Source organism: Bacillus sp. RZ2MS9 (genome assembly GCF_001816185.2).
GTDB lineage: Bacteria > Bacillota > Bacilli > Bacillales > Bacillaceae_G > Bacillus_A > Bacillus_A cereus.
The window spans coordinates 57,623-80,000 of sequence record NZ_CP049978.1 but is presented as its reverse complement, the minus strand read 5'-3'; the positions used below and the strand labels follow the sequence as shown (position 1 = coordinate 80,000).

The following is a 22,378-nucleotide window of genomic DNA, read 5'->3' as shown; positions in this document are numbered from 1 at the left end:
ACTAGAAAAACTGCCAGCAACTAACTGGCAGCTCTTCTTTCTTTCACGTAATTATAGGAAGTGTATAGAAGAATGTCAATCTCCTATGTCCATTATTAACCAACGTAAATTGTTTGTTGTTTCGCTTCCACTTCTTCTACAAATGTACCTAACACATTCGCAAGGTCTTCCCGTGTGTTACAAGCATTAATACCATTACGTACACTCGCATTACCACGAACACCTTTTAAATACCAAGCTGCATGTTTTCTCATCTCTCTTACAGCGACACTTTCATTCTTTAAGTCGATAAGACGATCTAGATGCAACATACATACATCAATTTTCTCGCGCACTGTTGGTTCCGGCATTAATTCACCTGTCTCCAAATACTTTACCGTACGATAAATCATCCACGGATCTCCAAGAGCAGCACGACCAATCATAACACCATCTACACCAATTTCATCAAGCATACGCTTTGCATCTTGCGGCGTTGCGACATCACCATTTCCGATAACCGGGATATTTACAGATTGTTTTACTTGTTTAATAATATCCCAATCCGCTTTTCCTTCATACATTTGCACTCGTGTACGTCCGTGAACCGCCACAGCTTGGCCACCAGCACGCTCAACAGCCCTAGCATTTTCTATTGCGAAAATATGTTCTTCATCCCAACCGATACGCATTTTAACTGTAACCGGCTTTTCAACAGCATCTACAACCGCTGCTACCATTTCATATATTTTATTCGGGTCTAAAAGCCACCTTGCTCCAGCATCACATTTAACGATTTTCGGCACTGGACAACCCATATTAATATCAATTATGTCTGCTGTCGTATATTTATCTACATATTTCGCAGCATCTACAAGAGTTTCTTTCTCTCCACCAAAAATTTGTAAACTTAATGGCTTTTCTCTCTCGTCGATATATAACATATCTAATGTTCTTTTATTATTAAGTAATATTGCCTTATCACTTACCATTTCAGCACAAACTAATCCGGCACCAAATTCTTTTACTGTTAAACGGAATGCAGAGTTACACACTCCCGCCATCGGTGCTAGTACAACCGGATTTTTCATCTCGATATTTGCAATCTTTAACAATCAATCTACTCCTTCCCGTACAATCACTTTGGCATTAATTCCTCTATCGAAACATTTAATGCCTTAGCAACTTCTACTACAAAATCTTGAGAAGGCGATCTATTCCCTCTCTCAACCTCACCTAAAACAGATACAGATACCCCTAGTGCTTTAGCAAAACCTTCTTGTGTGTAACCTTTTAGCTTTCGAAAAGCACGAATGCGTCTTCCCCATTTTTCTGCTTCCATACCGTTACTCCCTCTCGCCTTTTCATTTCTTCTACTTGTGAACATGAAATGTTTTGTTTTATGTCTTGATTAATTTCTAACAACGGAACGATAACAAAAGCTCTTTCAAACATCCGCGGATGCGGAACAATAAGATTCTCTGCTTCAATATTCTCTTGATTATAAAGTAAAATGTCAAGGTCGATAGTCCTCGGCCCCCACCTAATTTCCCTTTTTCTTCCTAGGTCATTTTCTACTTTTTGTGTTACTTTCAATAATTCTTGTGGTGATAAATTGGTAGAAATTTTTATAACTAAATTTAAAAAGCAACTTTGGTCAGTATAGCCAACTGGCTCAGTTTCATATACAGATGAAATATCATCAACCTGAATATAAGGATTTTTATTTAAAAACTGAATCGCTTCGGTTAGATACGTATAACGCTCTCCAATATTTGACCCTAATGCAATGTAAGCTATATTGTTCATGGACGTTCTCTCGTAATTTCTACTGCTACAGCACGATAATGACCCGGTATCGGTGGATCCGGCTTAATTACCTTAATTGTACAGCGCGAAATACTTTCATATTGTTTTAATATATCTGCAGCAATATTTTCAGCGATACTCTCCACAAGCTTATACTTTCTATCCTCAACAACTTTTCTACATAATTCGAAAAGCTCGCCATAATTGACCGAATGCTCTAAGTCATCACTTTCCCCTGCACGCTTTAAATCCAACTCCACCGTTAAGTCAACTTTAAATCTCTGACCTAATTTATTCTCCTCTGGGAACACGCCATGATAACCATAAAACTCCATATCATGGATATAAATTTTATCCAATTACCTTACCCCCTTACCAATCATCGCATCCATCATTTTAGCCATACGCGCCATTTCTTTCACATCATGGACACGAACAAACTCACAGCCCTTTTCAATACCAAGACAAACAGTAGCTCCCGTTCCCTCAAGGCGTTCCTCTACTGGCAAATCTAATACGTGCCCAATAAAGGACTTTCTCGAAGTACCTAAGAGAACCGGATAACCTAGCACATTTAACTGTTCTAAATTACGCATCGCCTCTAAGTTCTGCTCAGGTGTCTTAGCAAAACCGATACCTGGATCTAAAATAATATTCTCATCTCGCACACCAGCATTTTTAGCAATTTTAATACTGTCATACAAATCAGCAATCATATCCGCCATTAAATTACGATAATTCATGTTATCGCGGTTATGCATTAAAATGATGGGTACATCGTAATGAGCTGCGACTTCAGCAATTTTCGGCTCCGCCTTCGCTCCCCAAATATCATTAATAATATGAGCACCAGCCTCAATTGCTTGCTTTGCAACTTCAGCTTTATATGTATCGATAGATATAGGCAATTTTACTTCTTTTGAAACTGCTTGAATCATCGGGACAACTCGCTTTATTTCTTCTTCTACTGATACTTTAGCAAAACCCGGGCGAGTAGATTCGCCACCAATATCAATAATATGAGCACCTTCACCTTGCATTTCTTTTGCGTGACGTACCGCAGCATCTACCTCGTTGTAACTCCCACCATCAGAAAACGAATCTGGTGTTACATTTAAAATCCCCATAATTAATGTCTTTTCATTTAAATTCAATGTATATTCGCCGCAGCGTAAATCATAATCCCACTTCAAACTACACATCTCCTCTTCGTAATTCATTTCTGCTCCATAATTTCTCTCTTTGCATTCCATAAAGGTACATTAAACTTTTTGTAACCACTCCTACTTTACCCGGGAAATCCTGCGCTTCTATACGATAAAGCGGAACAATTTCTTGAATGGAGTTTGTTACGAAGACTTCATCCGCTGAAAGTAGCTCATCTTTTGTAAAGAAACCTTCCTTTACTTCTATATTTAATTCTTCAGCACTCTTTATAATAAACGCACGAGTGATACCATTTAAAATCCCTGTCTCTAACGAAGGTGTATATAAAATATCACCTTTCACAAAAAATAGATTGGAAACAATACCCTCTGCAACATAACCTGCTTCAGTAAGAAAAATACCTTCCTTACTCACAACATTTCCAATTTCACGCTTCCCTAAAATATTATTTAAATAATGATGAGACTTCAGACGAAATGTTCCTTCCGGTGTATTTCGCACTTGTTTTAGAATAACACCTTCTTTTTCCACTACATCTCCTGGAGCTGTTAAAGGTTTTATAAAAACAATAACCGAAGGCTCTTCATACATTTCCGTTTGTAATCCTATTTCATCTATACCCGCTGATACATTAAAACGTACATATGCATGCTTCAATTCATTCTTAGCGAGTAAATCTTTCAAAATAAGCATCACGTCATTTTTTGTCATTGTCCATTTAATTTGCAATGTATCCAGCGCTTCTATTAAACGGTCATAATGATCATCCAATAAGAAAGGATGACCATTATAAATACGAAACGTTTCAAAAACTCCAAGACCATATAAATAACCATGATCATAAGGAGAAATTTTCGCCTCACTTGCTTCTACATACTGACCATTTACGTAAATTAACATAACGTTGCACTTGGACTGTATTTACAAATGAAATTCTGTAACAACTCTTTCCCATGAGAAGTCATAATAGATTCCGGATGGAATTGCACACCCTCTATCGGCAATGTCTTATGACGAAGTGCCATAATTTCTCCTTCCTCTGTCCAAGATGTTACCTCTAAGCAATCGGGTAACGTCTCTTTCTTAACAATAAGGGAATGATAGCGCGTCGCAGTAAACGGATTAGGAATATCCGAAAAAATCGTCTTTCCATCATGATGCATAAGCGACGTTTTCCCATGCATTAATCGTTCTGCACGGACAACCTCTCCACCAAACACTTGTGCAATGGATTGATGCCCTAGACAAACTCCAAAAATCGGAATCTTTCCAGCAAAGTATTTAATAACTTCCATACTAATCCCCGCTTCATTAGGACTACATGGACCTGGAGAAATCATTAGAAAATCTGGTTTCATATTCTCAATATCTGAAATGGTCACTTCATCGTTACGTTTAACAACGAGCTCTTGTCCAAGTTCTCCAAGAAACTGCACTAAATTAAATGTAAAAGAATCATAATTATCAATCATTAATATCATTTCTCTCACCTAACCGTTTCTTCGCTACGTTCTTTTGCACGCCATAAAGCAATCGCCTTTTTTAACGACTCTTTATATTCATTTTCTGGATTTGAATCAATTACAATTCCCGCCCCTGCTTGTACATGAGCTTTTCCATCTTTAGCAAGAAGCGTTCTAATTACAATATTCAATTCTGTATCTCCAGAATAACCAATCCAACCGATTGAACCTGTATAAATCCCTCTTCGAACAGGTTCTAATTCCTCAATAATTTCCATCGTACGTATTTTCGGGGCACCAGTAATTGTTCCCCCAGGGAATACAGCCTTCACTAAATCAAAAGCATCTTTATCTTCTTCCACCTCACCACGCACATTAGAAACAATATGCATAACATGTGAGTATTTCTCAATTACCATAAATTCATCCACTTCTACAGTGCCATATTTACAAACACGTCCTAAATCATTTCTTTCTAAATCCACAAGCATTACATGCTCTGCTCTTTCTTTTTCGTTCTCAATTAATTCTCTTGCTAATTCTTTATCCTCTTGCTCATCTGCGCCTCTAGATCTCGTTCCAGCAATTGGTCTTGTACTTACTTCAGTTCCTTGTTTCTTAATTAACAACTCTGGCGATCCACTAACAATTTGAAAATCCCCAAGCTCCAGGTAACCCATATATGGAGATGGATTAATTTCACGAAGACTTGTATAAATTTCTAGTGGGTGTGTCTGTAACGTTCTTTCTTGTCTCGTCGACAAGTTTACTTGGAACACATCACCCGCCCCAATATATTCTTGAATACATTCAACTGCCTTCATAAAGCCGGCTTCAGTAAAAGCAACTGCTTCACTTTTCTTTTCAGGACTTTCAAAGGGCACAGTCACTTCAGGCGCTTCTGTCATCCAAAGACTCTTCCACTCATTTAGCCGTTCTTTTGCCTCTTCATATTTATCTACATAATGCGTAATAACCCATAACACTTGTTCTTTTTGATCATAGACAAATACGTCATCAAATAATAAAAAGAAGATGTCAGGTATATTAATATCATCTTCCGCAAGAGAAGGCAGCTTTTCAATATAACGGATACAGTCATAACTGAAATAGCCAATTGCACCACCTTGAAAAGGCGGATACTCTGGGTTATAGTCCGTCTTCCATTGTTCCATATATTCTTGCATTAAATCTAACGGATTCCCTCGTTTTATTGTTTCCTTACCACTTTCACTTATATGTAACGTTTCATCCTTCCCTCGGATTACCGCTACTGGGTTCAGCCCTACAATGTTATAACGACCGCCACGGCCGCTTTCTAACAAAATATGTTGCGATTTACCCTGAGAAAGAAATTTATATTGCTTAAAGAAATCTAACTGATATGGAATAGAAAGCGCTAAAGATTTTCTTCGTTGCATATCAACACCCCGTCTTCTTTTATCCCACCCTCTTAGATTAACCAGCTCAAACTACATAAGTTATTTATATAGAGATTGATTATACTCGAAGGCTAGTGAAAATAATTTAATTATACTACCTCTTATTTTACATGAAGTTTTCTAGTCATTCACTCTTTTCCTATTTCCAATCCCAAAAGAAAAAGCACCCTTTTTCAAGGATGCTTTTTCAATCGCGTTTAATTATGATTCAAATTGATAAAGTGGTGTACTTAAATAACGTTCACCGTTACTCGGGATAATAACAAGTACCTTTTTCCCTTTACCTAACTTTTTCGCAACTTCTGTTGCTGCATAAATAACTGCGCCTGAAGAGATACCAACTAAAATACCTTCCTCTTTAGCCACTCTTCTCGCATATTCAAATGCTTGCTCTGTTTTCACTTGAATAATTTCATCATATACTTCTACATCCAACGTCTCCGGAACAAATCCCGCCCCAATTCCTTGGATTTTATGTGGACCTGGTTTCCCACCAGATAATACTGGTGAATCTGCAGGTTCTACTGCATAAATTTTAATATCTTTATACGCTTCCTTCAGTACTTCACCAGCACCAGTAATCGTTCCACCTGTACCAATACCTGCAATAAACGCATCTAATTGGTCACCCATTTGTTCAATAATTTCTGGACCTGTTGTTAAACGGTGAATTTCTGGATTCGATTGGTTTTTGAACTGTTGTGGTATAAAGTAGCCATGCTCTTTTGCTAATTCAGTCGCTTTACGAATTGCTCCACCCATTCCTTCAGGCCCTGGAGTCAATACTAATTCCGCACCGTAAGCACGTAATAAATTACGACGCTCAATACTCATTGTTTCTGGCATTACTAAGATTGCATTATATCCTTTAGCAGCCGCTACCATCGCTAAACCAATTCCTGTGTTACCACTTGTCGGCTCAATGATTGTATCGCCCTCTTTTAATAATCCATTTTTTTCAGCATCTTCAATCATAGCTAATGCGATACGATCTTTAACGCTACTCCCCGGATTCATAAATTCTAATTTTAAGTATATATCTGCGCTGTCTGATTCTACGATGCGGTTCAACTTAACGATCGGCGTTTTCCCGATTAATTCTGAAACTGATTGTGCCACTCGCATTCCTGTCACTCCTAACACCGAGTATTTTTATTGGTTTTATCTATATTTAGATTTTGTCAGAAAATTCCCTGTTTGTCAATTCATTTGGAGGATTGCTCCTCTTAATTCCCTTATTACAAATTCTCGATTAAATTTGTAATATCTTCTTTAGAGAACTTGTATCGTTCATTACAGAAATGACAGTGAACTTCTGTCTCTTCCTCTTCTTCACGAACTTGCTCTAACTCTGTTTTACCTAAACTAATTAATACACTCTCAATACGCTCGCGTGAGCATGTGCAATTAAATTGAACATCCATTGTTTCTAATACTTTTACTTTATCTTCTCCAAGAACTGCATATAGTAGCTCTTCCGGAGAAAGTCCTTGTTCAATCAACGTTGATACAGGTGGAATCTTTTGTAAACGGTCTTCAATAAATGAAATCGTTTCATCTTGCGCACCCGGCATAATTTGAAGGATGAATCCACCTGCCGCTAATATGCTATCATCTCCATTTACAAGAACACCAACACCTACAGAAGAAGGCGTTTGTTCAGAAACTGCAAAATAATACGTAAAGTCTTCTCCTAATTCTCCTGAAACGATTGGAGATTGACCAATAAACGGCTCACGCATTCCAATATCTTTAATTACAGTTACAAACCCCTCTGTACCTACCGCTTGATATACACGTAACTTCCCTTGTTCTGTTCCTTCAAAATCAACATGCGGATTCGTTACATAACCACGTACATCTCCATTTGCATGAGCATCTACTAAGATAGGACCAATCGGACCGTTACCTTCTACCTTAATCGTTAACTTTTGCTCACCTTTTAACATTGCGCCCATCATTGTACCCGCAGTTAAAGAACGCCCTAGTGCCGCTGAAGCTGTTCTCCATGTATCATGACGTCTTTGCGCCTCACTTACTGTATTTGTTGTACGTACACTATACGCACGCACTTCTCCATCAAACGCTAACGCTTTTACTAAATAATCTTTCATACGTATTTATTCACCTTTCTCATGCTGTAAATTTGCATTACGTTCATATAACATGTATAAACCTTTTAACGTTAAAAATGGATCTACAATATCAATTACATTCGATTCTTCGGAAATTAATTTTGCTAATCCACCTGTTGCAATAACTTTAGGTTCTTGTCTAGCTTCTTCTTTCATACGCTTAACAATACCTTCCACTTGTCCAACATAACCATAAAGAATACCCGATTGCATCGCACTTACTGTATTTTTCCCAACTACACTGCTTGGTTTTGTAATTTCGATACGAGGAAGTTTTGCTGCTCTGCTATATAAAGCCTCTGCTGAAATCATAATTCCTGGCGTAATAACTCCACCCATATAATGCTTTTCTTCGTTAATATAACAATATGTAGTAGCCGTACCAAAATCAACAATAATAAGCGGACTTCCATATAAGTGGATTCCTGCTACTGCATTTACAATTCGGTCTGCGCCTACTTCACGCGGATTTTCATATTTAATATTTAGCCCTGTTTTTATCCCAGGCCCTACTACAAGCGGTTTAATTTTAAAATATTTTTCACACATGCGCTCTAAAGCAAACATAATTGGTGGTACGACTGAAGACACAATAATACCTTTCACATCTTCAAACGAAAGACCTTCATGCTCAAGCAATTGCTTTACAAGCATTCCATATTCATCTTCTGTCTTATGACGATCTGTTTCCATGCGCCAATGCTGACGAAGTTCCCCCTCTTCAAACACACCTAGTACAGCATTTGTGTTCCCTACATCCAATACAAAAATCATATTCTCACCACTTATCTTATTTAATCTATATTTGTGCAGTATGTATAAAACTTATAAAAACATCATATCACACATACTTATATAATCAGCTTTCCTATCCTCATCATTTTACAAAAAGATTGCTCTCTATTTCAATTTTTAATACTAGTTTTACTTAAATTACTTTATCCACTAAGTTCTCAATAATAATTAACAAAGGTTTTAACAAACAAAAAAGGAGTGACGATAGTCACTCCTTCGTTTCTTACTTATCTTCTTTATCTTCATCGTCTTTCTTCATGTTGATGTTTACTTTCACATCATCTGAAGATGTTGGACGTTCTGGCAATCTGCCGTAATCACATAAATGATTGATTTGCTCAGCATCTAACGTTTCTACTTCAAGTAACGTTTTTGCAATAAGATCTAGCTTATCACGATTTTCAGTAAGAATGTCTTTTGCACGAGCATAACATTCTTTCATAATCGTTTGCATTTCTACATCGATATCGTGTGCAATTGCATCACTGTAGTTTTGCTCTGAATGGAAGTCTCTTCCTAAGAACACTTGACCACCTTGCGAACTACCAAATTGCATTGGTCCAAGCTTATCACTCATACCGAATTCTGTAACCATACGTCTTGCAATGCCCGTCGCACGTTGGAAGTCGTTGTGAGCACCTGTACTCACTTCACCAAATACAATCTCCTCAGCTACTCGACCACCAAGTAAACCAGTGATTTTATCAAGTAACTCTGGCTTTGTCATGAAGTAACGATCTTCTTTCGGAAGCATTACTGCATATCCACCAGCTTGACCACGAGGGACAATTGTTACTTTATGAACGACATCAGCTTCATCAAGAACAACACCAATTACAGTATGACCCGCTTCATGGAAAGCAACGATATTACGTTCTTTTTCAGAGATAACACGACTTTTCTTAGCCGGACCTGCAATAACGCGATCCGTTGCTTCATCAATGTCACTCATATCAATTTTCTTCTTATCTTGACGCGCAGCTACTAAAGCAGCTTCGTTTAATAAGTTTTCAAGATCAGCACCAGAGAATCCTGGCGTACGAGTTGCAATTGCTCTTAAGTTGATATTCTCATCAAGCGGTTTATTACGAGCATGCACCTTCAGTACAGCTTCACGGCCATTTACATCTGGACGATCTACTGTAATTTGACGGTCAAAACGACCTGGACGTAATAATGCTGGATCAAGAATATCAGGACGGTTTGTCGCAGCGATGATAATAATACCTTCGTTTGCACCGAATCCATCCATTTCAACAAGTAATTGGTTCAACGTTTGCTCACGCTCATCATGGCCACCACCAAGACCTGCGCCACGTTGACGCCCTACTGCATCAATTTCATCAATGAAAATGATACAAGGAGCATTTTTCTTTGCATTTTCAAATAAATCACGTACACGTGATGCACCGACACCCACAAACATCTCTACGAAGTCAGAACCACTGATAGAGAAGAATGGAACGCCAGCCTCACCTGCAACAGCACGTGCTAATAAAGTTTTACCTGTACCTGGAGGTCCAACTAATAGGACACCCTTTGGAATACGAGCACCAACTTCAGAGAACTTACGAGGGTCTTTCAAGAATTCAACTACCTCAACAAGTTCTTGTTTCTCTTCATCCGCACCAGCAACATCTCTGAAACGAACTTTTTTCTTTTCATCATTATATAACTTCGCCTTACTTTTCCCGAAGTTCATAACACGGCTACCGCCGCCTTGAGCTTGGTTTAATAAGAAGAAGAATAAAATGAAGATGATGACAAATGGAATGATTGAAGTAAAGAATGTTACCCAGGCACTTGTTTCTTCTGCTGGTTGATACTTAACTTCGGCACCTTTCGCTTTATCATTAATTTTCTTTTGTAATTCCTCAGTATTTGGTGCATAAGTAACAAATTGTTCTCCTTGGCTAGAGTTATTAAATTGTCCTTTTACCTCAAATACACCATTTTTCGGTTGAAGTTGCACATTACGCACTTCACCGCTTTCTAGTTTAGTAATGAATTTGTCGTAGCTAACTGATGTCGTTTTTTGTGTCGAACCATTAAAATAGCTCACGATTCCAATTACTACTAAGAATATCAGTAAATAAAAGATGGTATTACGGAAGATACGATTCATTCCTAACCTCCTCTCACGGCATAAACACTATAGTAAATCGTAACATAGAAAAACTTTCCTATACAATTGTGAAGCCTATATTTAATTAATTTGAGTAAACGCTTGGTTTTAATACGCCTACATAAGGAAGATTACGGTACTGCTCTTTATAATCTAATCCATATCCTACTACAAATTCATGTGGAACAGTAAATCCAACATAATCCGCTTTCAGATCAACCTTACGGCCTGTTGGCTTATCTAATAATGTAACAATTTTTACAGACTTCGCTTTACGATATTTGAATAAGTCTACTAAGTAGCTTAGTGTAAGACCACTATCAATAATATCTTCGACGATTAAAATATCGCGACCTTCTACAGAAGTATCAAGATCTTTTAAAATTTTCACTTCGCCTGTTGAAACTGTAGAGTGACCGTAACTAGATACAGCCATAAAATCCATTTCAAGATATGTATCTGTTCTCTTTAATAAATCTGCCATGAATGGCATTGCGCCTTTTAATACACCAATTGCAAGAGGTACTGTGTTTTTATAATCCTCTGCAACAATTGCACCTAGTTCGCGCACCTTTTCTTGTATTTGCTCTTCAGAAATTAATACTTTTTCGATATCTTGATTCATCATTTCATTATCCTCCCGGAAGACTCCTTGCTTTTGTAGTGAATAATCATATATTTATCCTTCTTTGCCATCTCTTTCGAAATTGCAAATGCAGATCGCTTCAACAAGGGTACCCAAATAATGGTCCCACTTGCATCACAAACGACCGGCCATTCTTCTCTTTTTTCTTTCGGTACTTTTGCTTCGATAAAAATAGCTTTTATCTTTTTTGTGCCATTCATACCTTGTATTGACATGCGATCTCCATTTTCCCTAGAACGAATACGAAGTGGATATGATATATCATTATACTTAGCAACAAATACTGTTTCATTCATGTTACTTGGTATATCTTCGCTCACCTCTGTTACAAATTCATCCCCGTTCAATAGCGTAATGGTCCCGGGTACTGATAAATCTTGTAAAAAAGGAGAAACAATTTCTTGTTTAAATCTAAAGCTACACTCCTCGTATGTACGAACAATTTTCAAATCACCTGGAAAATCAAGTGAACCTGAAGGTTGTGTCCGCTTAAAAAACTCAATCACCTTGTCAATATGTATGGAAGAAAGAGAAGATGGAATCTTATATTCATAAAGATAGTTTAATATTAGTTGAATCCCTCTTCTTTGTAAAGGCATAGACATGGATTCAAAGGCAGGAATTGATAAGCTAATTTGTTTATCACTTTTTTTTGTAATTACTTTATTCATTTTCTCAAAAGCTAATTCCTGCAAATAAGCCTCATCCTCTTGCATCTGCACGCTAAATTTTTGGAATTTCTCATGCACTTGTGGATTTTCTTCTTTCAAATGAGGAAGGACATATTTACGTAATCGATTCCTTGTATATACTTCCTTTTTATTACTCGGATCTATACGTGGCATTAAATTTAGCTTATTACAGTAATCAACAATTTCTTCCTTCGTTACCCCAAGTAACGGCCTAATTAAATACCCATTATGAAAAGGACGCTTCACTGCAATTCCTGCATATCCTTTCGGAGTACTCCCTCTTACAAGACGCATTAAAATTGTCTCGACTTGATCATCTCCATGATGTCCAAGAGCAACATATCTTGCATCATATTTCTTCATTATTCTTTCCAAAAATGCATATCTGCATTCTCTAGCAGCAACCTGTGCATTCATTCCGTATTGCTGTTGATATTGTGATACATTAATCCTTATCGTTTCACAAATAATTCCCAGTTCTTCACAAAGGCCCTGCACAAACCGTAAATCCTCATGAGATTCATCACCTCTAAACATATGATCCACATGAGCTACTACAATTTCCAACTGTTTTTCCGCTCTTTTTTCTAATAAATAATATAAAAGCGCTAACGAGTCAGGACCACCAGAAACTCCCACAACAATTGTTGAATCATTTTTTAATACATCATGCTGCTTTACAAAGTCATCTACTTTTTCAACAAATGTATCTTTCAACTTCGTAATCACCTTTCATTAAACAAGAACAGCAACGTTAGTTGCCTTGTCTACAATGGTACAACTTTTACAAACATTGTGCAAAAAAAAAGATATACAAAAATTACATTTTTATCTTACATCCTCCGTGTATATTCACAAAATTAATAACATTACCTTTTTCCACAAAAAAACCTAGGTATTCACCTAGGTTTTTAAAATCAAATTATAGATAAACATTCCACTTACATTTTACTGCGCCTGCATTCCTACAATCGGAATCGTAGCCCACTTCGGCATATTTTTCTTCACTTTTGCCACTACAATAGTCATATCATCATTTATATAACCATCACAAGAGCGAATCACTTCTTCCATAATGATATCAGCAATTTCTTGCGGGTCTTCGGTTTGCAATTCTTTAATTTTTCGTTTCATCCACAATTCATGATTCTCCACATGCTGTGCTCCTTCAAAAATCCCATCGCTCATCATAATAAGAATATCGCCCGTTTTTAATTGTTCACCCACCACATCAACTTCAACATCTTCAATGATTCCCATCGGCAAATTACTTGCTTCAATTTTCAAAATATTATTTGCGCGTTTAACAAAACTCGGCGTTGATCCAATCTTTAAAAACCTTGCACTCGCATCCCGCAAATCTACCATAGCTAAATCTAACGTCGTAAACATCTCTTCTGTCGTTCTCAAAGAAAGAATTGAATTGATAGACTTAATTGCTATTTCTTCATCAATGCCCGATTGGAGTATTTTTTGTAATAATTTCACCGTTTCCTTACTTTCCATATGAGCCCTTTGCCCATTCCCCATACCATCACTAATTGCAAGTGCATATTTACCAACACTTAAATCCATCATCGCATAAGAGTCACCCGAAACAAATCCACCGCCTTTTGCAGCTGTAGCCAATCCTGTATCAAGAGAATACGTCTTCGCCGAACCAAATGATATTAAACTATGGCCATTTGGATAAGAAGACTTTTCTTCATGTTTAACGACAATATTTTCTTTAAGGATATCCGAAAGCATCGGTGCAACTAACTTTTCACATTCACCATGTTCATTAGATGCAACTGGAATTAACATTTCAATATCAATACTTCCTCTATCTAAACAATAAATATCAACATGCTCTACTTCGACACCAAAATCACGGAATGCTTGCATAATCTGTTCTTCCTGCACTTGATGATTTTCACGCTCTCGTTGTATCTCCTTAGCAAAATCCTCCATAACCTTTGATACACCTAATAGTTGCTCCGCTACTATTCTACGATTTTCCTTCATTTGTTTTCGTAATTTTTGTCCCTCATAGAAGTGATCTAATTCACCCGCTACTAAATCCGTCACTTTTTTCCCTCTCACACAATGCTTGTCCCACTCACGAACTAATTTACGATTATGTTGCAGGGTTCCTTCTTCCGTTTCATTCATTATTTGTTTCATATAATCGTACGTTTTATCAAAATTCACTACCCAACATTGATCCTTTTTAAAGCATGTTTGACATGTTTTCGCAGTAATTGTACTCAAAAACAAATCTGCTTCTGTCTCTTTATCTTCTTCCTCTACATACCCATATACAGAAAAGCTATTAGATAGAGCAGCAAATACATTTGCAAATTGGTTGATTTTATTTGCTGTAACATCACGCATCCTTCTTAAATATTGTTGTTGGTCTTGCGAATGCTCTTGTGTACCTGGCATAAATTTAGCAATACGATCCAAAACAAGCTTCGGTGTTAATAAGAAGATAACAATCGCTACACCTGACTCAATTAAAGTTGTTACAATATTTGTCTGTTTGTCCACATATAATGTAATTAAGCTTGTCCCAATTAATAAACCTAAACTAACACCTAAACGCTTCCCTTCTTTTAACAATCCACCAAGCAATCCAGAGAAAGCAAGAAGGCTAAGCTGAGACAAGCTAGACACATTTGCTAAACTTAATATTAGTCCTGTTACAACCCCTACTGTGGATCCTGTGGCAGCACCTGCAATAAATGCAAATACTAGCACTAAATACCTTGTAAAAATATGTTGAATAGAAGCATCATATACAAACCAATCTGTTGTACCCGTTAAAACAGATGCTAGTAATATAATCAAACAAACAATTTCTTCCGTCTCTAATGCCTGTTGTTTTCCTTTCCTTTCCACTAAAAGCGGGACGCTTTGTAAAAATATCATAGTTAATACGAAACTAAGCCCAGCCTCAATGGTACTAACGAGTAAATCGTACATGGTGACAGTTTGTTGCGCAAAATATACAACAACTAAGTGTGCGGTTAATGCGGAGATAAATACTTGAAATGGAACAAGTCCAACAGTTTTACGTGTAAATCGACTAAAGAAGATATTATAAATGAAGAAGGTAAAGATAGATGCAAAGGTAAAAAACAAATTATCTATCGATACCGAAAGAGCTCCTCCCATTAGAGCTAAAAATGCTAGCGGCATCTTATCCCGCTTCATAACATAAACAGCAGCAAAAAATGGAAGTGCAAACGGTAAAATATTTGTTAATATATATGCTCGTCCCAAAAGAAAACCAATAACAACAATAATAAATCCCCATCTAAAGAAAACTTGCTCAAATTTCATTCGCAACTTACTCGTCCACTTTATTCCTCCAAGCTGACTCTCATTCATTGCCAATGCACTTGTATTCATAGTATTCCTTCCTGCTTTAGGCATATTTTTAACACCACCTGCATAGTTTAATTACTGTCATTATAAAAGATGATTGTTGGTTTTTTTGTCAAAACAACAGTTTTCACTTTTATAATCGTTCGACTTTTTATTCGAAATAACTCTACAGATATACACGGTATGTAAGTTATTTTTGAGATTTTAATTAAATATTCAGAAAATATAGGGTGATTTTGTAGAAGTGTTGTATATCTTAATTTATTTAACAAAAAAAGATCATGCAAATTTGCATGATCTTTTTAGATGACCCGTACGGGATTCGAACCCGTGTTACCGCCGTGAAAGGGCGGTGTCTTAACCACTTGACCAACGGGCCGTTAAATTAAATATAGCGGCGGAGGGGATCGAACCCCCGACCTCACGGGTATGAACCGTACGCTCTAGCCAGCTGAGCTACACCGCCATGTCGTCTTATTTAACGGACAATTAGTATCTTACATCAGATACTAATTAAAGTCAACACATCTCAAAAACTTTTTTAAAAATATTTTTAACATATAAAAAAGCACCCTGAGCCATCACTCTGGGTACCTCTCTATATGTTAAAAACTAAACGTCCTTATTATCCGCGACGCGCGCCACGGCCACCACGTTTAGACTCTGTGTTACGCTTTAAAGAAGTTAAACGATCTTCGCTATCTTTTAAGAAGCGTGCCATCTTTTGCTCAAATGTTTCTTTCGGAGCTCGGTCGTTACCGCCACCGCGATTATCTCTGTTGAAAGAGCGATTATTACGTTGTGGACGTCCAGAACGTTGTTGATCACCACCGCGTTGGTATTCACCGCGTGGACGATCTCCTTCTGTTTTTTCACGTTCTTTCGCTTTTTTGATAGATAAACCAATCTTTCCATCTTTTTCAACATTAATAACTTTTACTTCTACTTGGTCGCCCACTTTTAAGTGATCGTTAATATCTTTTACATAGTTATCAGCAACTTCACTAATATGAACAAGACCCGTTAAGCCCTCTGGCAGCTCCACAAAAGCCCCAAAATTTGTAATACCTGTTACTTTACCCTGTAACTTGCTGCCTACCTCGATTGACATAAAAAAAATGCTCCTCCTTAGTGGTTAAAAAGTCAAATTTTACTTTATTATATATAATCCTAAAATATAGTGTCAATAAGACATACTCTACTTAGAAACAGGAAAAATTATCTCCCCTTTACCAGAGAAGAAATAATCCCTTCTAGCAATCTTTAATACGTACTCTTCATCATTTAACTTTTGAACTTCGTCTTTTAGACTTTTTTCTTTATTCGTTAATGAATCCAGTTCTTTTTTCATGTCCTTAACTTTTGCTTCTTTTGCTTTAATGGAACTGTTTTGTTGATAAAACGTTACACCAATACTCGCAATAATTGTAAAAGTAAAGACAAGAAAAACCGCTAAACGGCGATAAAGTCGCTTCCTGTTCTCATCCGTTTGTATTATATGCTCTTTAACAGGATTTGGACTCTGTTTTTCGATTGTTCTTTGTCTCAGTTCCCTCATTTCCGAGGTCCCCCTAACTTCTTTTTTATATGCTCCCATAGTTGGAAGATATGTTCCTTCAATTTTGCTATATATTGCAGGAACCCTATATGTTTCACTATAAAAAGTTTAACACGATTAGGGAGAAGTTTCCATATGAGCGAAGCAATAAATCGAACAGGCCAGAAAAAAACTTTCCATATGAAAAGTAATATCCAAATCACCATTTTCCATAACACATGTCCAATTGAAAGCAGTATACGAAATAAGAATAATATAAATGCAATAAATAGCTGCGCTATAATAATAACAGGTTTTATCATGAGTAGCTGTATAATTCGAACAAAAAAATATGTTGTTTGCATAAAAATATAGATGAGAAAATTTAACAGCTTCATGTATAGTGCCTTCAGTAAGCTTTGATATGCCGCAAAACCACATAATAATGCCAAAAACACATATATACGTAGCTCAGCTTCATTTACGAGAAGCAATACATAAAAGACGGATAATGCTTGGACAATCCAAAATAATATATCATGTATAAATACAAGCCAACGTTTACGTTCTTGGCGCTTTAAAAAACGTTGATATGTATCTAAAGACGCTCCAATCCAAGCACCCATTCCAATCATTGAAAGCATTGTATACAACTGAATTGTTAAGCTCATTTAAACAACTTACTAAAGAAACCTTTAGTTTTTTCCCCTTGATTTTCATCAATATACAGCATCTCATTAACTTTCCCTTTAATCGACACAATACCTTTTTCCACATCTAAATTTTTCATTTGTAAATTTTGACCACGAATTGTTAAAAAACCCATTACGGTCTCTAGTAAAAACTCTTCGCTATCAAAACTCTCTACCTGCTTCACACCGGTAATATCAATTATACGCCTGCCACGCATAATAATGTCATGCTCTACAGAAACATTTTGTTGATTAGAAGACGTAGGTGAGTAACCATTATTCACGTAAATCCCCCCATAGGTTTTTACTAGCTAATAGTAATGTATGAGGGGATAAATGATTTTAGAACAAGCCTTCTTCCGCTTTTACTTTTTCTTCACGAACTAAGCTATACATATTTGCTGCATCTTCTTTTTTAGTTGTTTCTTTTAATTCATTTATTTTCACAGTCACTATTTTTTGACCAAAACGAATTGTTAATTCGTCAGCTACTTTCACATCAGAACTTGCTTTTGCCACTTGACCATTAATAGATATTCTTCCTTGATCAGCTACTTCTTTCGCTAATGTTCTTCTTTTAATTAAACGTGATACTTTTAAAAACTTATCTAGACGCATATCAAATCCCCCTATTAACGCTCTGTCTGTTTCGCTTCTTCCCATAAAACATCTAACTGTTCTAATGATAAATCTTTCATCTCTTTATTCATTTCAGCTACTTTTGCCTCCATGTATAAAAAACGACCAGTAAATTTCTCATTAGTTGAACGTAACGCCTCTTCTGGATCTATTTTGTAATGACGAGCTATATTAACAAATGCAAATAGTAAATCACCAAACTCACCCAGCATCTTTTTCTCATCCATATTTGTAACCTCTTGTTGGAACTCTTGCCATTCTTCCAAAGCTTTCTCTATCATCGGTTGCACATCAACCCAATCAAATCCAACCTTACCAGCTTTCTTCTGAATTTCATAGGCGCGTAGTAACTGCGGCAAACTTTTGGGAACACCATTTAAAACAGATTCTTTCACGAATCCTTTTTCTTGTTTTTTAATTTCTTCCCAATTTGCAATCACTTCATCAGCGCTGTTTACATCCGTATTTCCAAACACATGCGGATGGCGACGAACCATTTTCTCAGATAGAGTTCGAATGATATCATCTATAGAGAACCAACCTTCATCTTCTCCGATTTGAGCATGAAGCATAACTTGTAATAATATATCACCTAATTCTTCTACTAAGTGATCATCATCCTCTTCATCGATTGCTTCCAACACTTCATAAGCTTCCTCAATTAAATATTTCTTTAATGATTGATGTGTTTGCTTTTTATCCCACGGACAACCATTTGGACCACGAAGTTCCGCAATAATTTCTCTAAGAACATCAAACTGTTGATACAAGGACGCACGCTCCTGAACTGGCGGCACGTACACACTCGTTAAATTATTCAATTCCGTTTCATGATCTAACATGTACAACGGTACCTTCTTTACTTGTTCAAATGAAGTTCCTGCAGCTGTTACGATATACACTTCATAATCATCTGGTAACATCTCCATTAATGTTAATTTCACATCAGATGCAACGAATGCATCATATACTTGGCAAAAGATTAAATGTTGACGCAGTTCTAATTGCCCTCTTTCAAATGATGTAGCATCAAGTAATTGGAATCCTTCAATCGGATCAATCTTTAGACTTGCAAACATAGGATCAAGGAAACTTTGTCCACCCTCAATTCGCACTTCAACATTTGAAACTTCTCCTTTTTCCAACAGTAGCTGAACTGTTCTTTCTGCTACAAGTGGATGCCCGGGAACAGCATAGATAATTTCTGTACCTTCAGCTTGTTCTAGCAATTTATTCGCAATTGTTTCATATACAATTTCAAACGTATCATGTGCTTCATATACAGCATCAAAAGACGTATATTGTACGCCTTCTTTCTCCAATTCTTCTATAACTGGATGTTCTTTCGTTCTAACAAACAGATGGTCTGCTTCTTTTATTTTTCGATATACACCCATCGTTAGCTGATCTAATTCACCAGCTCCTAAACCTAAAATAGTAATGATTCCACTCACAACCAGTCACCTCTATCCACTCTTCTTCAATGAACCTTCTTTTTTCTCTTGTTTCATAACGGTTCCTAATTCTTTTTTTGTAAATACACGTAATTTCAAAATAAAAAACATATATGTCAATCCGCCAATGGCTACACCTAACAACGCTTCAAGTGTCGCGCTTCCTCTATGTTCCGTATCAATTACTAATCCAGACATCTGTAACACACGTGTGAATATCATTAATACAAATCCCATACAGATACCACTAATTACTATCCCTAACATATTTCGCTTATTGATAAGCGACCCTGATACAGCTCTCGTAAGCAACAAAGTATTTAGTCCAGAGATTATAATTAACGCACATAAAGTCGCAAAGGCTGCACCTTTCACACCAAAATAAGGCATGAATATATAATTTAACGCTAACTTTAAGCAACCTCCAAATACAACAAATAATGCTGGCTTAAACGTTTGCCCCAATCCTTGTAAAATAGAAGCTGTCGTAATTGACAATGAACTAAATAAAATAGATAACGATAAAATAGATAAAACATCTGATCCATCACTGTTTTCAAACAACATAATATTCGTAGGTTGAATAATACAAGTTAGTCCAATAGCTGCTGCAAGTCCAATAATACATGTTATTTTCACTGCTAACTTTACCTTTTCTTGAATAAAGGAAAGATCTCCTCTTTCCTTCGCCGCTGTAATAATCGGAATAAGTGACAACGAGAAAGAAGTCGTCACAACAGTACCTAATTGCATTAGCGGAATACTTCTATCATAAACACCCTTTAATACCTTTGCATTTTCAGCCTGTTCTCCCGCACCAATAAGTAAGCTGTAAAAGGACACTGAATCAGCCATCTGTATAAAAATAAGCACTAAATTACTAACACAAATCGCTAACCCCTGCCAAAAAAGGATTTTAACTATTTTCCTTTTACCCTTAATTCTCGCTGCACTTTTGAAGAATATAGAACGAAAATCTTGACGCATATACAATATAAGTACAATAATTCCAATAAGACCACCCGCAATTGAGCCTAACATAGCCCCTGCACCAACTGTATATAAATCAAATCCGTGAGCAATTAGGAATAGCGATAAAAATACAATAATAGAAACTCGAATTGTTTGTTCTATTACTTGCGAAACAGCCGTTGGCATCATATTATTAAATCCTTGAAAATACCCTCTTGCTACAGACAAAAATGGCATCAATAAGAATGAAAATGAAATAACACGTAGTAACTTATCTAAGTGTATATCGCCCATAGCTACCGCAATTGTTTCGGCCCCAAAAAACAATGTAAAGAAGCCTATAAAACCAATTCCTAATAAGAACCAAAAAGATACACAAATAATTTCTTCTGCTTCTTTTTGTTTTCCCCGCTCTAATCGTTCTGCAACCATTTTCGAAATGATAACAGGAAATCCATAAGTAGCTAAAATTAAACAAAATCCATAAAACGGGTAAATTTGTTGGTAAATATAAAACCCAATATCCCCCGCTATATTTTGATATGGAATACGGTAAAAAGCGCTTAATACTTTTGTAACGAAACTTGCAATCGTTAATATAATAGCCCCACGCCAAAAGGCTTGATACTTCTTCGCTTCCATACAAGAAAACTCCTTTTTCTATTCTCACCTCTCGTATTATATCATAAAGAAAAGAACAAACTCCCTTCCCAACACGGGTAATAATGAGTTCCTACACGTTAAAAATATTCAATGAAAAAAGGTAGCAAAGTGCTACCTTCATTCAATATACATATATCTCCAAATAATTGATTTCTCAAAAAGAAAGATCATAATTAGGAAAGATTGCTACTTCTAAAATCAATATACCCTTACTGTTCCATTTGTTTCGCTAAGAAACTGGCAGCGGTATTAACCGCTTTATGCTCAATCTCGCTTATAATAGCTTCTTTTGAAAAAATAATGACGGCTCCAATCGGATCTCCGTTTGCAACAATTGGTCCAACTGTATAAGAATGAACCTTTTCTGTTACACCATCAATAATGGAAATATCACTTTCATCCGTCATAATAACAGACTTTCGTTCTTCCATCGTTTTTTCAATTAAATCGCCAACACTTTTATTTAAGTATTCTTTTTTCGATACGCCTGATACTGCGATGATAGAATCTCGATCACACACAAGCACATTATGTCCTAAGCTGTCATATAAAGCATCAGCATATTCTTTTGCAAAATCACCTAGCTCACTAATTGGAGAATACTTCTTTAAAATTACCTCTCCATCGCGATCAACAAATATTTCTAGTGGGTCTCCTTCTCGAATACGTAAAGTTCTACGAATTTCCTTCGGGATTACGACCCTGCCTAAATCATCAATTCGACGTACGATTCCAGTTGCTTTCATTCTAATGCTGCCTCACTTTCTACTGATGATCAAAGTGGTGAATTTACCTG

At 36.6% G+C, this 22,378-nt stretch carries 23 protein-coding genes and 2 tRNA genes; all 25 read right to left on the bottom strand.

Annotation, left to right across the window (positions count from 1 at the left end):
- Positions 1–95 precede the first annotated feature (95 nt).
- Positions 96–1,094 (bottom strand): tRNA dihydrouridine synthase DusB, encoded by a 999-nt coding sequence (dusB, locus tag BHV55_RS00425; RefSeq protein ID WP_000912251.1) that lies wholly within the window; start codon positions 1,092–1,094, stop codon positions 96–98.
- 23 nt (positions 1,095–1,117) lie between these two features.
- Entirely contained in the window at positions 1,118–1,321 is a 204-nt protein-coding gene (locus BHV55_RS00420; protein WP_000387024.1) for a helix-turn-helix domain-containing protein, read from the bottom strand.
- A complete protein-coding gene (folK, locus tag BHV55_RS00415; protein WP_001059447.1) occupies positions 1,273–1,788 on the bottom strand; it encodes a 2-amino-4-hydroxy-6-hydroxymethyldihydropteridine diphosphokinase in 516 nt (171 codons plus the stop codon). The genes BHV55_RS00420 and folK overlap by 49 nt, the downstream gene beginning before the upstream one ends.
- On the bottom strand, positions 1,785–2,147 hold the full coding sequence (folB, locus tag BHV55_RS00410) for a dihydroneopterin aldolase (protein ID WP_000358062.1): 363 nt from the start codon (positions 2,145–2,147) through the stop codon (positions 1,785–1,787). Before folB ends, folK begins: the two co-directional genes overlap by 4 nt.
- A complete protein-coding gene (gene folP, locus BHV55_RS00405) occupies positions 2,148–3,008 on the bottom strand; it encodes a dihydropteroate synthase (RefSeq protein WP_002103948.1) in 861 nt (286 codons plus the stop codon).
- Positions 2,983–3,855, bottom strand: coding sequence for an aminodeoxychorismate lyase (gene pabC / locus BHV55_RS00400; protein ID WP_070757067.1), 873 nt, complete (start codon positions 3,853–3,855; stop codon positions 2,983–2,985). Before pabC ends, folP begins: the two co-directional genes overlap by 26 nt.
- Positions 3,849–4,436 (bottom strand): aminodeoxychorismate/anthranilate synthase component II, encoded by a 588-nt coding sequence (gene pabA, locus BHV55_RS00395; RefSeq protein ID WP_000602296.1) that lies wholly within the window; start codon positions 4,434–4,436, stop codon positions 3,849–3,851. The genes pabC and pabA overlap by 7 nt, the downstream gene beginning before the upstream one ends.
- A 5-nt stretch (positions 4,437–4,441) precedes the next feature.
- On the bottom strand, positions 4,442–5,839 hold the full coding sequence (pabB, locus tag BHV55_RS00390) for an aminodeoxychorismate synthase component I (RefSeq protein ID WP_070757066.1): 1,398 nt from the start codon (positions 5,837–5,839) through the stop codon (positions 4,442–4,444).
- A 222-nt stretch (positions 5,840–6,061) separates the two neighbouring features.
- Positions 6,062–6,985, bottom strand: a complete 924-nt coding sequence (cysK, locus tag BHV55_RS00385; RefSeq protein ID WP_001261719.1) for a cysteine synthase A — start codon at positions 6,983–6,985, stop codon at positions 6,062–6,064.
- Between the two features lie 113 nt (positions 6,986–7,098).
- Positions 7,099–7,974, bottom strand: coding sequence for a redox-regulated molecular chaperone HslO (hslO, locus tag BHV55_RS00380; protein ID WP_000656372.1), 876 nt, complete (start codon positions 7,972–7,974; stop codon positions 7,099–7,101).
- 6 nt (positions 7,975–7,980) lie between these two features.
- Positions 7,981–8,769, bottom strand: a complete 789-nt coding sequence (locus BHV55_RS00375; RefSeq protein WP_000578368.1) for a type III pantothenate kinase — start codon at positions 8,767–8,769, stop codon at positions 7,981–7,983.
- 244 nt (positions 8,770–9,013) lie between these two features.
- A complete protein-coding gene (ftsH, locus tag BHV55_RS00370) occupies positions 9,014–10,915 on the bottom strand; it encodes an ATP-dependent zinc metalloprotease FtsH (RefSeq protein WP_001079672.1) in 1,902 nt (633 codons plus the stop codon).
- 85 nt (positions 10,916–11,000) lie between these two features.
- Positions 11,001–11,543, bottom strand: a complete 543-nt coding sequence (gene hpt, locus BHV55_RS00365) for a hypoxanthine phosphoribosyltransferase (protein ID WP_000981844.1) — start codon at positions 11,541–11,543, stop codon at positions 11,001–11,003.
- Entirely contained in the window at positions 11,540–12,970 is a 1,431-nt protein-coding gene (gene tilS / locus BHV55_RS00360; protein WP_000655458.1) for a tRNA lysidine(34) synthetase TilS, read from the bottom strand. Before tilS ends, hpt begins: the two co-directional genes overlap by 4 nt.
- Positions 12,971–13,201: 231 nt before the next feature.
- On the bottom strand, positions 13,202–15,673 hold the full coding sequence (gene spoIIE / locus BHV55_RS00355; protein WP_001123552.1) for a stage II sporulation protein E: 2,472 nt from the start codon (positions 15,671–15,673) through the stop codon (positions 13,202–13,204).
- A 259-nt stretch (positions 15,674–15,932) separates the two neighbouring features.
- Positions 15,933–16,004, bottom strand: a tRNA-Glu gene (locus BHV55_RS00350).
- Between the two features lie 13 nt (positions 16,005–16,017).
- Positions 16,018–16,091 (bottom strand) — tRNA-Met (locus tag BHV55_RS00345).
- A gap of 159 nt (positions 16,092–16,250) precedes the next feature.
- Positions 16,251–16,736 (bottom strand): S1 domain-containing RNA-binding protein, encoded by a 486-nt coding sequence (locus BHV55_RS00340; RefSeq protein WP_000021451.1) that lies wholly within the window; start codon positions 16,734–16,736, stop codon positions 16,251–16,253.
- A gap of 87 nt (positions 16,737–16,823) precedes the next feature.
- Positions 16,824–17,183, bottom strand: coding sequence for a cell division protein DivIC (divIC, locus tag BHV55_RS00335; protein ID WP_001208738.1), 360 nt, complete (start codon positions 17,181–17,183; stop codon positions 16,824–16,826).
- The gene (yabQ, locus tag BHV55_RS00330; protein ID WP_070757065.1) at positions 17,180–17,833 is read right to left on the bottom strand and encodes a spore cortex biosynthesis protein YabQ; all 654 of its coding nucleotides are present in this window, start codon (positions 17,831–17,833) and stop codon (positions 17,180–17,182) included. Before yabQ ends, divIC begins: the two co-directional genes overlap by 4 nt.
- Complete coding sequence (gene yabP / locus BHV55_RS00325) at positions 17,830–18,138, bottom strand: sporulation protein YabP (RefSeq protein WP_001059104.1); 309 nt, start codon at positions 18,136–18,138, stop codon at positions 17,830–17,832. Before yabP ends, yabQ begins: the two co-directional genes overlap by 4 nt.
- Positions 18,139–18,196: 58 nt before the next feature.
- Positions 18,197–18,472 carry an RNA-binding S4 domain-containing protein gene (locus BHV55_RS00320; protein WP_001234876.1) on the bottom strand — a complete coding sequence of 92 codons (276 nt, stop codon included), beginning with the start codon at positions 18,470–18,472 and terminating at the stop codon, positions 18,197–18,199.
- A 14-nt stretch (positions 18,473–18,486) separates the two neighbouring features.
- Positions 18,487–19,947, bottom strand: coding sequence for a bifunctional methyltransferase/pyrophosphohydrolase YabN (yabN, locus tag BHV55_RS00315; protein ID WP_000014241.1), 1,461 nt, complete (start codon positions 19,945–19,947; stop codon positions 18,487–18,489).
- A 12-nt stretch (positions 19,948–19,959) separates the two neighbouring features.
- Positions 19,960–21,561, bottom strand: a complete 1,602-nt coding sequence (locus BHV55_RS00310) for a putative polysaccharide biosynthesis protein (RefSeq protein ID WP_070757064.1) — start codon at positions 21,559–21,561, stop codon at positions 19,960–19,962.
- Between the two features lie 230 nt (positions 21,562–21,791).
- Positions 21,792–22,328, bottom strand: a complete 537-nt coding sequence (gene spoVT, locus BHV55_RS00305) for a stage V sporulation protein T (protein ID WP_000648302.1) — start codon at positions 22,326–22,328, stop codon at positions 21,792–21,794.
- Positions 22,329–22,378 lie beyond the last annotated feature (50 nt).

Bases quoted from the DNA above. Each gene is read 5' to 3' on its own strand.
- ftsH (WP_001079672.1), bottom strand. From the start codon at position 10,915: ATGAATCGTATCTTCCGTAATACCATCTTTTATTTACTGATATTCTTA.
- BHV55_RS00310 (WP_070757064.1), bottom strand. From the start codon at position 21,561: ATGGAAGCGAAGAAGTATCAAGCCTTTTGGCGTGGGGCTATTATATTA.
- cysK (WP_001261719.1), bottom strand. From the start codon at position 6,985: ATGCGAGTGGCACAATCAGTTTCAGAATTAATCGGGAAAACGCCGATC.
- BHV55_RS00420 (WP_000387024.1), bottom strand. From the start codon at position 1,321: ATGGAAGCAGAAAAATGGGGAAGACGCATTCGTGCTTTTCGAAAGCTA.
- pabC (WP_070757067.1), bottom strand. From the start codon at position 3,855: ATGTTAATTTACGTAAATGGTCAGTATGTAGAAGCAAGTGAGGCGAAA.
- folK (WP_001059447.1), bottom strand. From the start codon at position 1,788: ATGAACAATATAGCTTACATTGCATTAGGGTCAAATATTGGAGAGCGT.
- BHV55_RS00340 (WP_000021451.1), bottom strand. From the start codon at position 16,736: ATGTCAATCGAGGTAGGCAGCAAGTTACAGGGTAAAGTAACAGGTATT.
- BHV55_RS00375 (WP_000578368.1), bottom strand. From the start codon at position 8,769: ATGATTTTTGTATTGGATGTAGGGAACACAAATGCTGTACTAGGTGTG.
- hpt (WP_000981844.1), bottom strand. From the start codon at position 11,543: ATGATGAATCAAGATATCGAAAAAGTATTAATTTCTGAAGAGCAAATA.
- hslO (WP_000656372.1), bottom strand. From the start codon at position 7,974: ATGAAAGATTATTTAGTAAAAGCGTTAGCGTTTGATGGAGAAGTGCGT.
- folP (WP_002103948.1), bottom strand. From the start codon at position 3,008: ATGAATTACGAAGAGGAGATGTGTAGTTTGAAGTGGGATTATGATTTA.
- spoVT (WP_000648302.1), bottom strand. From the start codon at position 22,328: ATGAAAGCAACTGGAATCGTACGTCGAATTGATGATTTAGGCAGGGTC.
- pabB (WP_070757066.1), bottom strand. From the start codon at position 5,839: ATGCAACGAAGAAAATCTTTAGCGCTTTCTATTCCATATCAGTTAGAT.
- yabQ (WP_070757065.1), bottom strand. From the start codon at position 17,833: ATGAGCTTAACAATTCAGTTGTATACAATGCTTTCAATGATTGGAATG.
- divIC (WP_001208738.1), bottom strand. From the start codon at position 17,183: ATGAGGGAACTGAGACAAAGAACAATCGAAAAACAGAGTCCAAATCCT.
- BHV55_RS00320 (WP_001234876.1), bottom strand. From the start codon at position 18,472: ATGCGTCTAGATAAGTTTTTAAAAGTATCACGTTTAATTAAAAGAAGA.
- spoIIE (WP_001123552.1), bottom strand. From the start codon at position 15,673: ATGCCTAAAGCAGGAAGGAATACTATGAATACAAGTGCATTGGCAATG.
- pabA (WP_000602296.1), bottom strand. From the start codon at position 4,436: ATGATATTAATGATTGATAATTATGATTCTTTTACATTTAATTTAGTG.